Annotated in this window: 13 protein-coding genes and 2 pseudogenes; 6 read left to right on the forward strand and 9 right to left on the reverse strand. The window is 66.4% G+C overall.

Features of this window, described 5'->3' with window-relative positions; translation table 11 throughout:
- Positions 1-25: 25 nt before the first annotated feature.
- From ACMTAK_RS40745 to ACMTAK_RS40765, 5 genes are all read right to left on the reverse strand, one after another.
- Entirely contained in the window at positions 26-1,264 is a 1,239-nt protein-coding gene (locus tag ACMTAK_RS40745; protein WP_413810788.1) for a M24 family metallopeptidase, read from the reverse strand.
- Positions 1,265-1,442: 178 nt separating this feature from the next.
- Complete coding sequence (locus ACMTAK_RS40750) at positions 1,443-1,838, reverse strand: antibiotic biosynthesis monooxygenase family protein (RefSeq protein ID WP_413810789.1); 396 nt, start codon at positions 1,836-1,838, stop codon at positions 1,443-1,445.
- The gene (locus ACMTAK_RS40755) at positions 1,835-2,209 is read right to left on the reverse strand and encodes an antibiotic biosynthesis monooxygenase family protein (protein WP_413810790.1); all 375 of its coding nucleotides are present in this window, start codon (positions 2,207-2,209) and stop codon (positions 1,835-1,837) included. The genes ACMTAK_RS40750 and ACMTAK_RS40755 overlap by 4 nt, the downstream gene beginning before the upstream one ends.
- Positions 2,210-2,298: 89 nt before the next feature.
- Positions 2,299-3,261, reverse strand: coding sequence for a TAXI family TRAP transporter solute-binding subunit (locus ACMTAK_RS40760; RefSeq protein ID WP_413810791.1), 963 nt, complete (start codon positions 3,259-3,261; stop codon positions 2,299-2,301).
- The gene (locus ACMTAK_RS40765) at positions 3,254-3,538 is read right to left on the reverse strand and encodes a nickel-binding protein (protein WP_413810792.1); all 285 of its coding nucleotides are present in this window, start codon (positions 3,536-3,538) and stop codon (positions 3,254-3,256) included. The genes ACMTAK_RS40760 and ACMTAK_RS40765 overlap by 8 nt, the downstream gene beginning before the upstream one ends.
- A gap of 112 nt (positions 3,539-3,650) precedes the next feature.
- On the opposite strand from ACMTAK_RS40765, the gene ACMTAK_RS40770 reads away from it, so the two are divergent.
- Positions 3,651-4,451 (forward strand): IclR family transcriptional regulator, encoded by an 801-nt coding sequence (locus tag ACMTAK_RS40770; protein WP_413810793.1) that lies wholly within the window; start codon positions 3,651-3,653, stop codon positions 4,449-4,451.
- A gap of 87 nt (positions 4,452-4,538) precedes the next feature.
- Here ACMTAK_RS40770 and ACMTAK_RS40775 read toward each other — a convergent pair.
- Positions 4,539-4,631, reverse strand: a pseudogene (locus ACMTAK_RS40775) (IS5/IS1182 family transposase); the annotation flags it as partial.
- 93 nt (positions 4,632-4,724) lie between these two features.
- Here ACMTAK_RS40775 and ACMTAK_RS40780 point away from each other — a divergent pair.
- A complete protein-coding gene (locus tag ACMTAK_RS40780) occupies positions 4,725-4,913 on the forward strand; it encodes a hypothetical protein (RefSeq protein WP_413810794.1) in 189 nt (62 codons plus the stop codon).
- A 1-nt stretch (position 4,914) separates the two neighbouring features.
- Positions 4,915-6,021 (forward strand): alpha-hydroxy acid oxidase, encoded by a 1,107-nt coding sequence (locus ACMTAK_RS40785; RefSeq protein ID WP_413810795.1) that lies wholly within the window; start codon positions 4,915-4,917, stop codon positions 6,019-6,021.
- 342 nt (positions 6,022-6,363) lie between these two features.
- Here ACMTAK_RS40785 and ACMTAK_RS40790 read toward each other — a convergent pair.
- Positions 6,364-7,346 (reverse strand): annotated as a pseudogene (locus tag ACMTAK_RS40790) (IS5 family transposase).
- Positions 7,347-7,926: 580 nt separating this feature from the next.
- Between ACMTAK_RS40790 and ACMTAK_RS40795 the strand changes: the two are divergent.
- From ACMTAK_RS40795 to ACMTAK_RS40805, 3 genes are all read left to right on the forward strand, one after another.
- Positions 7,927-8,673, forward strand: a complete 747-nt coding sequence (locus ACMTAK_RS40795; RefSeq protein WP_413810796.1) for a hypothetical protein — start codon at positions 7,927-7,929, stop codon at positions 8,671-8,673.
- On the forward strand, positions 8,670-9,212 hold the full coding sequence (locus ACMTAK_RS40800) for a cupin domain-containing protein (RefSeq protein ID WP_413810797.1): 543 nt from the start codon (positions 8,670-8,672) through the stop codon (positions 9,210-9,212). Before ACMTAK_RS40795 ends, ACMTAK_RS40800 begins: the two co-directional genes overlap by 4 nt.
- A 127-nt stretch (positions 9,213-9,339) precedes the next feature.
- Positions 9,340-10,347: a hypothetical protein gene (locus ACMTAK_RS40805; RefSeq protein ID WP_413810798.1), complete on the forward strand. Its 1,008-nt coding sequence runs from the start codon at positions 9,340-9,342 to the stop codon at positions 10,345-10,347.
- A 252-nt stretch (positions 10,348-10,599) separates the two neighbouring features.
- Here the strand turns inward: ACMTAK_RS40805 and ACMTAK_RS40810 are convergent, their stop codons facing one another.
- A complete protein-coding gene (locus ACMTAK_RS40810) occupies positions 10,600-11,397 on the reverse strand; it encodes an IclR family transcriptional regulator (RefSeq protein WP_413810799.1) in 798 nt (265 codons plus the stop codon).
- A gap of 169 nt (positions 11,398-11,566) precedes the next feature.
- The gene (locus ACMTAK_RS40815; RefSeq protein ID WP_413810800.1) at positions 11,567-12,844 is read right to left on the reverse strand and encodes an MFS transporter; all 1,278 of its coding nucleotides are present in this window, start codon (positions 12,842-12,844) and stop codon (positions 11,567-11,569) included.
- Between the last annotated feature and the right edge of the window lie 51 nt (positions 12,845-12,895).

Below are 12,895 nucleotides of genomic sequence, written 5' to 3' on the forward strand. Positions count from 1 at the left end.
CGTCGAGAACGCCGGTGCCCGTGTCTCAGACTCGGTGGACTCGCGTCGAGAGCGAGTTCAGTTCCTCGTAGCCGTCACTGGTCACCAGCACGGCGCCTCCGACCATCCCCTTGCGGTAGCCGCGAGCAGGGCAGGGTTCCAGGGCGAGGGTCATGCCCTCTCGAAGGATGAGATCCTCTCCGCCGTCGCCCGGGATGAAGGCGGGCGTCTTGAGGCGGGCATCGATGTCTGCCTCCTCCATCCCGCTGTGGAGCTCACCGACATGGAGCACCGGCGACAGTGTGTGCAGATGGGGGCTCGCGCTCCAGCACCCCGCATCGAGGATGACCTGGCGCATCGCCTTCCAGACGTCGGAGAATCGATTGCCCGGCCGGATCTCGGGCAGCGCCGCCTCGTACGACCGGCGAGCGACCTCACTGAGTTCGAGCTGAACAGGATCCTGCTCGCCGACCAGGATCGTGACCTGGGCTTGGCTGTCCAGGCCGCCGAACCAGCAGAATATCTCCACCTGGATGACGTCACCGGACTGCAGCAGGCGCCTCTGGCGGTGGGGGAAGAACCAGTGGGGCCCTGCGAGGAAGTCCATGGTCGCCGGCTCGACCGTCATGAGTACCTGTGGCTCGGTCGCGTGTGCGCCGGCCTTCGCGAGCTCGTTGATCACTGCCCGGTAGACCTCGCTTTCCGGTGTGCCCTCCTTCGCAACCTCCAGCAGGGCCGCCGCCGCGTTCTCGCACGCCTGTGCCGCATGCCGGACGAACGGCACCTCCTCCGCACTGCGCTGGAGGATGGCGGCACCGAACTCCTCTGAGACGTCGACCAGTTCGCTGTCACTGAACAGCTCTACCAGGCGAGCGCCCTGCGCATAAGGCATGGTGCCGCCCATGGGGATGCCCGAGGGGCTGAATCCGAGCACGCCGAGGCGCTTGCCGGCCAGTCCGCGCTCTTGGGTGATCTCGCGGAGGGTGGCCAACTGGTCCTGCACGATGCGCGTGTCCGAGATCCAGGGCTTGATACCCCGCCGCTCGTTCTCGAAAGACCTGCCAGCGTCGAACATCCAGCCGATCCACGTGGGTTCCGAGTCGACGGGGAACAGGATTGTCCCGGTCGAGGTATTGGCGAAGTAGGGCTGCATCCGGAACGGGCCGTCGGGAGCGACGACGAGCATTGCGGCCAGGTCGCGGTCCCGCAGGAACTGTCGCGCCAGCGACCATCGGCGGTCACGTTCAGCGGTCGTAAGGATCGGCAGCTCATAGAGGTCGGACATAGTTTCCTCCTGGATCGAGATTGCTTCATCAAGGATGATACGAATTTTTGCCACGTCAAGTCATTGAGCAGTCAGGTCCTCAGCGACGACGGTCCGCGGACCATGCTGCGGCACGCGATGAGCGCGATCATGCCCCGACGCGAGCTGTGCGGCGTCGACACCGCACAGCCGCAACGGCTCATGTCGCGCAGATTCCCGGGACCGCCACCGCGCTGACGAGGTGCCGGGTGCAGACGGTGCCGGGTGGGTAGTCGACAGCGATCGCCGCGAACTCCGGTGTGGAGATGGCGGCGCGCAGGGCGGCCGGGGACTCCCACACGGCGAGATTGACGATGGTGGTTCCGCCGCCGACGGTCTGATGCAGTTGTACCTTGATCAGCCCGGGCTGGGTATGCATGTAGTCGGCGTGTCGCCGCCACTGTTCGACCACTTCCTCCTGCTTGCCCGGTGGGGCGACGACGATGTCGAGGAGGGTGCAGCCGGTCGCGTCGAGCCCCAGCTGGGTGGCGAAGTCCTGGCTGGGATCGAACTCGAAGAAGGTGACGCCCGTATGGTCCGTGGAGTCGATGGTCATCCGAGGCACACCCCAGGCACGGCCCGCTTGCGCACGACAACCGGGTGCGCGACCGAGCCGTCCGGGTACCGTGCCAGCGTGCTCTGGAACTGCTCGGTCATGAAGGCCTTGCGAAGCGAGGAGAGATTCTCCCAGACCGCCACGTTCGTCAGTACGTTGCTGTCGCCGATGCCGCGGTACAACTGGGAGGAGATGAAGCCGGGCTGGCTCTTCATGACCAGGGCGTCCTCGCGCCAGACGTCGAGGACCTTGTCGATCTGCCCTTCGGGCGCGACGAACGTGTTGATCAGGGTGATGGGCTGTCCGTCGTCCGGGCCCTGCAACTGCTGCGGGAACGGATTTGAGGGATCCATGTCATTGAGCTCGATCACGCTTGCTCCTCTACTTCCTCAGGAATGTCTGTGCGTGACAGGTAAGGTGTCGTAATCCACCCGAGGCTCTTTGCGGTCGTGCTGAGGTGTCATTTCCAGAGCGGGGCACCGTCGGACAGCTCGGAGTTCCCCAGCGCGGCGTACGTACGCGCTGCGGCCGGGTGCAGCGGCAGCGGCGAGCGCGCCATGTCGGCGGGGACGAGTGGATAGGTGACCGGCGAGCGATCGGCCGGCAGGTGTACGTACTGTGCCTCCAGGGCGCGGCGTGTCATCACCATGCACCAGGTGGCGAGGGCGGCCACATCGTCGTCCATGTCCTGCCTGCACAGGATCGCGAAGTCCGAGAAGTCGAGCGTGTGCAGATCCTCGGCGAGGCCGGGGAAGTAGCCTGCCTCCACCACGGCGCCCTGCCACCCCTCGGCCGCGAAGGCCCGCAGTACGTCGTCTCCCCAAGGCAGGTACTTGACCGGGCGTACGCGGTCGAGCTGCTGCCATCGCGGGGTCATCACCGCTTCGTTGATGAGGACGTTCGCCTTGCCCTCGATGAAGTGCTCCAGCAGTGGGAACGGACGCTCGTCGTAAAGGAACGTCAGCTTCTCGGGGGCGACGCCGGCCACGCGTAGTGCCTTGTGTGCGGCGAGACCGATGAGGTTCACACCATCGTCCGGTGAAGTCGCCACGGTCAACTGGTCGGTGATGGAAGCGAGATCGGCCACCGTGGTGACGGGCAGGGACGCGTCGACCGCGACAACGAGCCGGTCCCGTTGGCCGATCACGCCCAATGAGGCCAGCCCCTCCGTCTTTCCCGCGTGGTCCAGCGCCCGTACGGCGGCCGTCGGTGTGACGAGGGCGATGTCGACCTCACCGGCGCGCAACGCCTCGATCTGATCGGCGCCTCCCCGCCCGTTCCAGATGGCGAAGCGAGAGCCCGCTGGGGCGCGGTCTCCCATCTCCTGCGCTATCCAGCCGCAGATCCGGTGGAGGTTGGCCTGCCCCCAGTCGCCTCGGAAGTGAAGAGTGATCGGGTGTTTCAGGACGGGTGCCTCAGACATGACCACCACCCCCCTGCACCATCTCGGCCAGCTCCGCGGCGTTCTGCGTGAAGTCGACTTCATTGATGGCATCGAAGGGGAAGCCGATCCGCTCGAACTCCTCCTCCAGGGCCTTGGCGTTGTCGGCCTCGTAGACCGAGACGATGAACCCGGTGTCCGTGTTCACGTACAGCTGCCTAAAGGTGGCGTGCACCTGCTGGGCGACTTCAGGCGCGTTCCCCGCGATCTCCTCCACGGAGAGGCCCGGGGCCTGGTGAAGGCTCAGGTACAGAGGCATGGCAAGACTCCTTCGTCAGCTCTATGTGTCACCCTACAGAACACTGTCCCGCTTGTGGCGACGTAGTGGCAAGGCTATGGAGGCTGGAAATCTCTGCGCTACTGTGCTCTGTGTGGATCGAAGAACGGGGAACACCAGTGACGAGCCCGACTCCGCCCAACGGCCGTCGGGCCTGATCGGGGCCGTCGACAACGTCCTGCGCTTGCTGCGCATGTTCCAGGACCACGAGATGATCCGGGTGAACCAAGTCGCGCGAGACATGGGCTTGTCAAGGTCTACTGTTCACCGCATGCTCGCCACGCTCAGCCACCACGGCTTCGTGACGCAGGACGACTTTTCGCGCGCATACAAGCCGGGCCCCGCGCTCGTCGACATTGGCCTGTCGGTCGTCGCGAACATGGACATCCGTTCGCTCGCCCACGGCGCCCTGGTGGTCTTGCGCGACGAAACCGACGAGACCGTTCACCTGGCTACCCTGCGCGGTGCCCAGGTGCTTTATGTCGACAGCGTCGAGAGCAATCGGGTCGTACGTACCGGCAGCCGGACCGGCTGGACGCTGCCCGCACACGCGACAGCGGCCGGCAAGGCACTGCTGGCCGAGCTCGACGACGACGCCCTCGTGGCCCGATTCCCCGAGGAAGATCTGCAGGCGCCGACGTCCCGCGCTCCGCAGACCCGCGAGGAACTCCAGAAGCAACTGACGGACGTCCGGCGGCTGGGCTACGCGGTCAACAATGCCGAGAGTGAGGACGACGTCAGCGCGGTCGCGGCCGTTGTCCGCGACAGGCATGGTCGCGCACGGGCGGCCATAGCCACCACGGCCCCCAAGTCCCGTGTCGACGACGACTGGATCTCCAGGGCAGGGGCCGCCACGATCCGGGTCGCCCGCGAACTCGGCGAGCGCATCAACTGACGCCCCCGCTTCCATCCGGCTCACGCCTCTGCGTCAACTGGCTTGTCGCGTAACGACCTGGGGGCGGTGCGCAGCCGACCACTGCACCTATCCAGCGACAGCGAGGTCGTACAGGCGGGCGATGCCGAGCATCACGTAGTGGACCCCGTCGCCCTGTCGACGGTCGCGGAGGACCTTCCAGACTGTTCACGGGGCGACGCGAATCAACGCCCAAAGAGTGCCGGAAGCGGGCGCTCCCGAGTCTGGCCGGACACGTGGGCGCGCGGCGGAAGGGTGTCCGCAGTCCAGTCAGATATCGGTGTTGCCGCCACTGGGCTTCGTTTCTGTTCTGGCCTGGGCAGTTTTGGCTGCGGACTGCTGTTCACGGCCGCGATCAGTTATCTGCCGACCTTCTACACGAATGTGGTCGGCATCGAATTGAACGCGGCCGCGGGAATCCAGCCGACGACGGAAGCGAGCTGAGATGAGTGCTGAGGCAGAGGGCATCGACCTCGACCACGTGTACGAGGTCGCTGAGTTTCAGAAGCTCGCCGAAGAGCGAATGCCTGACGTGGTCCGTTCCTTCGTCAATTGCGACGGGGGTGGAATCACGCTCCGGCAGAACGTGGAGGCCTGGCAGCAGTGGTCACTCCGGAACCGCGCGCTGGTCGACGTAAGCGCTCTGGACACGGCGACAACAGTGCTGGGGGACCCGGTCGCGCTGCCGGTTCTGATTGCCCCCTTCTGTTGTTCGACCTTCTGCCACCCCGATGCCGAACTGGGACTGGCCGTCGCCAGTGCTCGCGCTCGGACCGTGTTCACGCTGAGCATGGCTGCGACGCGCACGCCAGAGGAGATCGGCTCCGCGGCAGGCCGCTTCTGGATGCAGTTGTACTGGCCGAAGGATCGCGGCGTTCTCAAGGACGTCGTGCACCGTGCTGCGGCCGCAGGAGCTACCGCGCTCTGCCTCACCGTCGATCTTCCCGTAACACCATCGTTCCCGCCCGGAATGCGACGCGCGGCCGCGTCGCTCGCCCCGCAGTCCAGCACTGGTGAGCACGCCTCGTTTGTGAGTAGAGACTACGGCCAGCGATTCGGGGTCGACACCGTCATTGATCCCAGGATCAGCTGGAAGGACCTCGAATGGCTGGCAGGGCTCACCTCGCTGCCTTTGGTTCTTAAGGGCGTCACCACTGCTACCGACGCGCGCCTCGCGGCCGAGCACGGCGCCGCGGGGGTGATCGTCTCCAATCATGGCGGTCACGGGCTCGATCGGTCTGTCGCGACAGCTGACGTGTTGTCCGATGTGGTGGAGGGCGCCGACGGGCGGATCGAGGTCTTCGTCGACGGCGGGATCCGAACGGGGACGGATGTGCTGTGCGCGCTCGCCCTGGGAGCCCGAGCCGTGCTGGTCGGTCGGCCGGCGATGTGGGGGCTGACGATTGGGGGCGCCGATGGCGCAACCCGTGTGCTGACCGTGCTGCGGGAGGAATTGGGAGTCGCGATGGCCGTCACCGGAGCTACGCGCATCTCCGAGATCAGCCCCGCGATACTTCGGAGCCGCTGGCCCGAGCGACTCGACCTTGCGTGAGGCCGGGGACAGGGCGCAGTGGGGGACTAGTCCCGCGACCCCGCGGTTGTGACAGGGCAGCGCACGCGTTGGTCGTCGGGTTGCGTGTCGGTGCATGTGGTACCGGTCGAAGTGCACGATCGCGAGTTTGTCCAGCGGACGATGTAGCACGAGAACCGGACGAGTAGTCCGCGAAACCGGGCGCGCCAGCGTGTGGTCACGCCTCGGCGTCACCGATGATCTAGTGCGAATCGTCCGGGGTCAGCCGCCACTTCGGACACCAGGCGAATCCTCGGTTCGATGGACGAGGGCGGGGCGTGACACGCCCTGGAAAGGACGGCTAGGGACTGTCTCCAGTTGTGATCATTGGGCTTTCAGGATGCTGCTGATCCAGATGGTCGCTGCGCGGAGATGGAGTCCGGCGAGGTAGCTCTCGGGCGTCTTGTCGTAGCGGGTCGCGATGCCTCGCCAGTCCTTCATCCTGTTGATGGCCCGCTCGACCGTGTTGCGGTCGCGGTAGAGATCGGCATTGTGGGTGACGGGCCTGCCGCCCCGGCTGCCTTTCTTCCTGCGGTTGGCGGCCTGGTCCCTCTTCTCCGGGATGACTGCCTTGATGCGGCGTTTGCGCAGATTGGCTCGGTTGGCGCGGGAGGAGTAGGCCTTATCACCGGCCACGGCAGCCGGCCGGGTGCGGGGACGGCCGACCGGCAGACGGACCCGTACCTTGCTCAGAACCGGGATGAACTGCGGGCTGTCGGCGGCCTGTCCGGCGGTCAGAAGGAGCGCCATCGGCCGGCACCGCCGGTCGGCAGCCAGGTGGATCTTGCTGGTCAGCCCGCCGCGCGACCGTCCGAGCAGGGCGGCCTTCAGCCGGGCCCGCCGTCGTAAGCGGATGCGCCGGCGTTCGGCCCGGACCGGATCGCTTTCGCCGTCCTGCCCGCCTTGTCCCTGCGATGCTCCCCCTTTTGCGAGGCTGCCTCCTCGAGTGCGGCCAGAGTCTGTTCGCTGACCCGCATGCCGGCGGCGTCGTGATGGGCCCGCGTGGTGGTGGAGTCCACGCTGACCAGGGACATGTCGATCTCGTCCCTGCGGGCGGCCTCGGCGATCGCTTCGTCCAGCAGGGTCTGGAAGACGCCCGCGTCCCGCCATCGCATGAAGCGGTTGTAGACGGTCTGCCAGGCGCCGAACCGCTCGGGCATCTCTCTCCACTGGCTGCCGGTGCGGAACCGCCAGATCACCCCCTCGAACTGCTCACGCAGCCGCTCGGGGTACGGGCCGAACCTGCCGACCGGCAGGAACGGCTCGATGAACTCCCACTCAAGGTCGGTGAGTTGCGCACGCGTCACAGCACAGTCTTATCGGACCGGCCCCCACCCCGGGGCTTGATCACAACCGGAGACAGTCCCTAAGGCGGGCGGGTTGTGAGCTGGAGTCCGTAGCACCGTAACAGCCGAGAACGGCCCGCCTCATGGGAGCCGGGAGCCTGCAACGAGGTGTGAACGGACTGGGTCCGCCGCTGGTCGCTATGGTCGGACAGCGCGCTCGACCACGCCCAGTAGTTCCTCGAGGTTCGTCGCGGGCGGCTCAGTGGTGTCGTCGACGTACGGCGACGCCAGCGCCGGCGGGGAGGGGGCGCCGGGTACCTCGTCTGGTAGCCGGCTCCGGCGAATCCCGTCGAGGCGCCGAACACGGGGGTGCGGGCGCTGGTGATGGCGGGGCCGCACACCGTGTTCCGGGTTTTCCGGGGTGACCGTCGCCGTCTCCATACCCCGTGTGACCTGCATTTTTGGTCCTCGCCATGACACGACTCATGCGCACCTGCGAAGTGATTCGGTGCTACTCGACGCTTGCCACGCACTAGATTTTGGTAACAAAATAGCGATCACTGTTCCGCATGCTGAAACACTCTCGAAGAGAGGGGCAGCCATGAGCGAGCCCACCACAGAGGCGGTCCTGCTGGAACGGACCCAGCAGATCTCTCCGCCGGATCCCGACCGTGAACCTCTCAAGACCAACGTTTTTGAGCATATGGCCAGGTCCGCGGGACAGCTGATGCCGCTGTTCCCGTACGACCATGCTGGTGCGATCGTGCCCTGCGGCGCAGTTCTCATCGGAGGCCCGGACGCCGACTACGGCCACTTCTTCCACTGGAACACCGTCAACGAGGTCGTCGTCGTGTATGGCGCACACCGGTCGGTGATGGCCACCGGACAGATCATGGCGACGCAGAACCTGCACGGCGTCAACTCCTATCTCCGTGACGAGAAGGAGGAGGGCGCCTACGGCCTCATGGTGATCACCCAGCACCAGGCGGAGGAGGGGGACCAATCCGAGGCGATGATCGCACGCTGCCAGGAATGCAAGGCGGAGATCGTGCGGCACGAGTACGACGCCACTCCGGTCGGCCTGCCCGGCTACGACGCGACTTGGCACAGCGGAGCCGACGACGACCGGGTCTCGCAGTTCCCGACGACGGTCGGCTCGGCCAGGTTCGCAGACATCCGCAACTCCGCGGCCGGACGCACCTGCAAGGAGTGCGGACACGTCAACAGGCCGTTCGCCGAGGCTCCTTGGGGCTGGCGCCGCACGGTCTCCCAAACCACCGTCGCCAATGCCGCATACCGCGCACTGCAGGAAGCGGGACAACCCGCCGTCCAGGAGGTCTCCCCATGACAAACCGCCGACGGATGCTCCATGCGCTGAAGGTCGCTCCTGAGTTGGGTGACTACGCCGAGGCGGCAGTACTTCCCGCCGACACCGATCCTCAGCTCTACCTTTCGCACAACACGTTGCCGCAGCCGTTTCACCTGGTCTGCGAGAAGGACACGGTCCTGAGTCAGATGTCCGGCAGCAGTGACGTATTCCTGCGAGACAGTTCAGTGAACCGATTCCGGATGACCATCGGCGATCACGTCTACGTCCCGGCCGGCACACCGCACCAGATCGTCCCCGTCGAAGCAGGCACTGTGATCCGCTTCATGGCCCTCAAGGCGGGGCGTCAGGGCACGATCTGGTACTGCGCGGAGTGCCGTACCGAGCTCTACCGGTACGAGTGGGAGCACGACAACGACGTGGCACCGTCCCGGTTCTACGCATCCGCGTGTGCGAGGTTCTCAGCTGACGAGGCCGCCCGCACCTGCGGCTCGTGCAAGGCCGTGCACCCCGAGATCGATGTTGCCGCGTTCGGCTGGTCGAGCCTGGTGCCCGCCTGAGGCAGAGCGGGCCTATGCGACCCTCCGCGTGTGGACCGCCACCCCAAGGGCGCGGTCCACACGCGTCGCACAGCGACCCGGCGGCTCCCCCTGGGTCTCCAACATTCCAGGCGCGCAAGGTGTTCCCTTGGGGATCGTTCCGGAAGTCGTCACCGTCATCGGCTCCGACCAGCCATCCAGGATCGTCGAACGTGACGAGCATCTGCTGCTGTCGGAACCACATCCTGGTCCCGCCCCTGTCAAACCACGGGAAGGCGACACGTTGCTGTCGGTCGTACACCATCCGCAGGAGTATGCGGCCCAGCCGCCCGCTCCACCTCACGGTGTGTACGAGAGCGCGCAGGTCCGCGTTGAGTGGCAGATGACGGACGGCCGTCAGCCGTTCTACCGTCGCAACTGCGACGTGGATGAGATCTCGTACCAAATAACCCATCAGCGTACGTTGATGTCGGAGATCGGCATTGTCGAGCACCAGCCAGGCGAGTTCTCCCGCATCCCTCGCGGTGTTGCCCACGACAGCCGCGGCCGCCGTGAGAGCCATCTGCTCTTCTACGCACCTGCCCCCGTGTCCGAGGAGCAGACCCCGGTCCGCACCTCGCAGGAGATCATCCCGCCCTTCCCTGGTTGGCAGCCTGGGCAGGTCAACGAGGCTGTGACGCAGCGCATGGGAACGTCCGGACACGACATGTGTGTGTTCTCGGTGGACGAATTGAAACTCCTGGAACAGGTGCACGCAGACAAGGAGCGCTTGTGCCTCCTGCGTGGATCCGGGGAGCCCGGCATGACCTGGCGGTACGGCTCGGCGGGCTTCCACCTGGGCATCGTGCGACTGGCTGCCTCCAAGCAGCGCGTTTATCGCCGCGTCCTGGACGCGGACCAGATTCAGTACCAGGTCTCAGGCCACCGCACTCTGATCTCTCAGCGTGGCATCGTCGAGCTTGGTCCCGGTGACTTCGTCCGCATCCCGCTCGGCATCGCCCACATGAGCCTGTGCGGGGAGCAGAGCGAGCACATCGCTCTGTACGTGAACCGCGAACTGCGCCAGATCGCCGAAACGGCCAGGATCGCGGAGCCCTACACGCCAGGGCGGCACGTCGCCTTCTTCCCTGGCGTCTATAGGAGCTGTCCGGCATGAAACGCCGTGCTCGGACCGCAGGGCTGCTGCTGCGGACGGAACCTTCCCTGCCTGCAACTACTGACTTTGCGGTGGCGTTTTTGTGATGGCGAGACCAGAGGCGGCGGGTGCCCGTCGTTGTCGAGGTTCGTGGCTTCGCGAATGTGACGACAAGCTCACCCTCGCAGTAGTTCCTTCAGGGCTTGCTGAGTCGTGATCGCGTGGCGCAGCCAAGTGCCCGCCGATGACGGTGATTTCGTGCGAGGCCGTGCGTCAGCCGATGCGCTCACTCAGTTCCTTCGCGATGCGTGTCACGGTCGGTGCGACGTCCTCGGCCCACCCTGTGCCCGCACGTGAGCTGGGTGCCGTCACCGCAATCGCGGCGCGCCTGCTGCCATGCCCGTCACGTACGACGGCGGCCACCGAGCGGACTTCGAGCTCGCTCTCGCCGTCGTTGGTGGCGTAGCCGCGCTCCCGGACCGCCGCCAGCTCGGGGAGCAGTCTGTCGAGTGTGCTGATCGTGCGCTCGGTGACAGTTGCGAGCTTGCCCGTCGGGTGGAGCGCGGCCAGCTCTGCGTCCGGCAGTTCGGCGAGGATAGCCTTGCCGATCGCCGTCGAGTGGGCTGGCAGAGACCAGCCGACGCGGCTGCTCGCCCGCACCGCCTGGGTGCTCTCGACGGCGTCCAGGTACACCACATCGGAACCGCGCAGGCAGGCGAGGTGGGTGGTCTCATCCGTCTCATCGCGCAGCCGGGTCAAGGCGTCGCGGGAGATCGCCTGGATGTCGATGTTCACCACGACGGACAAGCCGATGTCGATCAGTGCCGGGCCCGGCCGGTAGGCGCGCGACCCCTCGTCCTGTTCCACGAATTGATGATGGCTGAGAGTGGCCAACAGGCGATGCACCGTAGAGCGCGACAGCCGCATCTGCTGTGCCACCTGGTTGACGCGGATCGTTTCGTGCTCTTCGAACATGTGCAGCAGGTGCAGCACGTTGTCGACTGCGCCGATGAGCCCCGAAGAGCTCTTCGTCTGGCTCGACCTGTCGGGGGTGTCATCTTCTTTGGCCACGTGGAGCACGTTATCCCACGGATATCCAGCCTTTCCTTACCGTTGGCGACGGTGCCTGCTGGGGGAGGTGCGGCACGGCCGTCGGGACCGACTGGTCGGCTGACTGGTCGGGACGGGGCGCGGATGTCTGGACGAGACCTGGGGGAACCTCAGGCGGTCCTTCAGCCGGTCACCGTGGTCCGGGGGCGAGAGCCACTCGTGTGCGCTCGAGCGCTGGCGTCTTCGGCAGGGACACAACCGCCACCGCCCCGAACACGGCCGGCACGGTGAAGGCGTAGAACCCGGCCTTGGGGGAGGCGACCCAGGTGGTGACGGCCGCGAGATAGCTCGGGCCCACGATGGCGCCGAACCGCCCCACCGCAAGACCGAACCCCATGCCGACGCCCATGAGCTGGGGCGGATAGCTCGCAGCCATGCAACCCACCACGAGGCTCTGGGTGCCCAGGGAGCCGACTCCTGCCAGCGCTGAGAGCAGCAGCAGCACAAGACGCGGCGGGGGGGTGCTCAACGCGAGGAGCGCACACATGGCCAGGAGGAATCCCCCCAGCGTCACCAGGCGCAGGTGGCCACGGTCGGCGAGCAGCGACAGTGCCATGCTCCCCACACTCGCGCCCACCGTGAACGCGGTGGAGAACTCCAGTGCCGAGTTAAGGTCGTACCCCGCCTTCAGCATGACGGACGGCAACCAGTTGCTCGTGGAGTAGATCAGGGCGATGGACATGAAGGACGCCACCCACAGCAGCACCGTGACCCGGCGGCGGTCCTTGTCCAGTAGAGCCCGGGAGCGGTAGGCCGGGTCCGTGGACCGAGGCGCGTTCGCCGCTGAAGGTTCCTGCTGCGGCAGCAACCGCAGCAGGAACGGGACGAGGAGTAGGGGCAGCACGCCGGGAACGAACATCCATCGGAAGTCTGTCTCGGGCAGCAGTGCGCGGCCGAGATAGGCGGAGGCGGCTCCACCGAGGCCGAGGGCCGCCATGGCGACTGCGATGTACAGCGTCCGGCGGCGCTGCGGGGCGTGGGCGGTGACGAAGGACCCCGCCAGCGGGGCCAGGGCGCCGATCCCGAGGCCTGTGAGGGCGCGGGCGACGACGAACATTGGCAGGCCCGGGGCGAGGGCCGACAGCAGCATGGAAGCCGAGATCAGAGCCAGGGCCAGGGACAAGGGGAGCCGGACGCCGAACCGGTCGCCGGCACGGCCGGCCGCCGCGGATCCAAGGATCATGCCGATACCGGTGACACTGCCGAGCATGCCGAGCATACCCACGGTGATCTCGTCGCCCCAGGCGCCGTGTCGCAGGAGCGTGGGACCGACCGTGCCGAGGGTGAAAAGGTCATAACCGTCGATGAACAGGATGAGGAAAGCCAGTACCAGTACACCTTGCGGCTTGGCCGGGAGGGGAGAGCCACTCCACGAGGGCCGACCGGGGTCGGCGGAAAGCGAATGCACGCGCGGCTCCTAACGGAAAGGGGCGTGGCGGGACGAGGGCGTCAGGGATGC

It is taken from the genome of Streptomyces lacaronensis (assembly GCF_047337785.1).
GTDB classification, from domain to species: domain Bacteria; phylum Actinomycetota; class Actinomycetes; order Streptomycetales; family Streptomycetaceae; genus Streptomyces; species Streptomyces lycopersici.

What these genes read in the sequence shown, in the direction of transcription:
- ACMTAK_RS40760 (WP_413810791.1), bottom strand. Translation starts at nt 3,261, where the DNA reads ATGTCTGAGGCACCCGTCCTGAAACACCCGATCACTCTTCACTTCCGA.
- ACMTAK_RS40795 (WP_413810796.1), top strand. Translation starts at nt 7,927, where the DNA reads ATGAGCGAGCCCACCACAGAGGCGGTCCTGCTGGAACGGACCCAGCAG.
- ACMTAK_RS40765 (WP_413810792.1), bottom strand. Translation starts at nt 3,538, where the DNA reads ATGCCTCTGTACCTGAGCCTTCACCAGGCCCCGGGCCTCTCCGTGGAG.
- ACMTAK_RS40750 (WP_413810789.1), bottom strand. Translation starts at nt 1,838, where the DNA reads ATGACCATCGACTCCACGGACCATACGGGCGTCACCTTCTTCGAGTTC.
- ACMTAK_RS40745 (WP_413810788.1), bottom strand. Translation starts at nt 1,264, where the DNA reads ATGTCCGACCTCTATGAGCTGCCGATCCTTACGACCGCTGAACGTGAC.
- ACMTAK_RS40800 (WP_413810797.1), top strand. Translation starts at nt 8,670, where the DNA reads ATGACAAACCGCCGACGGATGCTCCATGCGCTGAAGGTCGCTCCTGAG.
- ACMTAK_RS40785 (WP_413810795.1), top strand. Translation starts at nt 4,915, where the DNA reads ATGAGTGCTGAGGCAGAGGGCATCGACCTCGACCACGTGTACGAGGTC.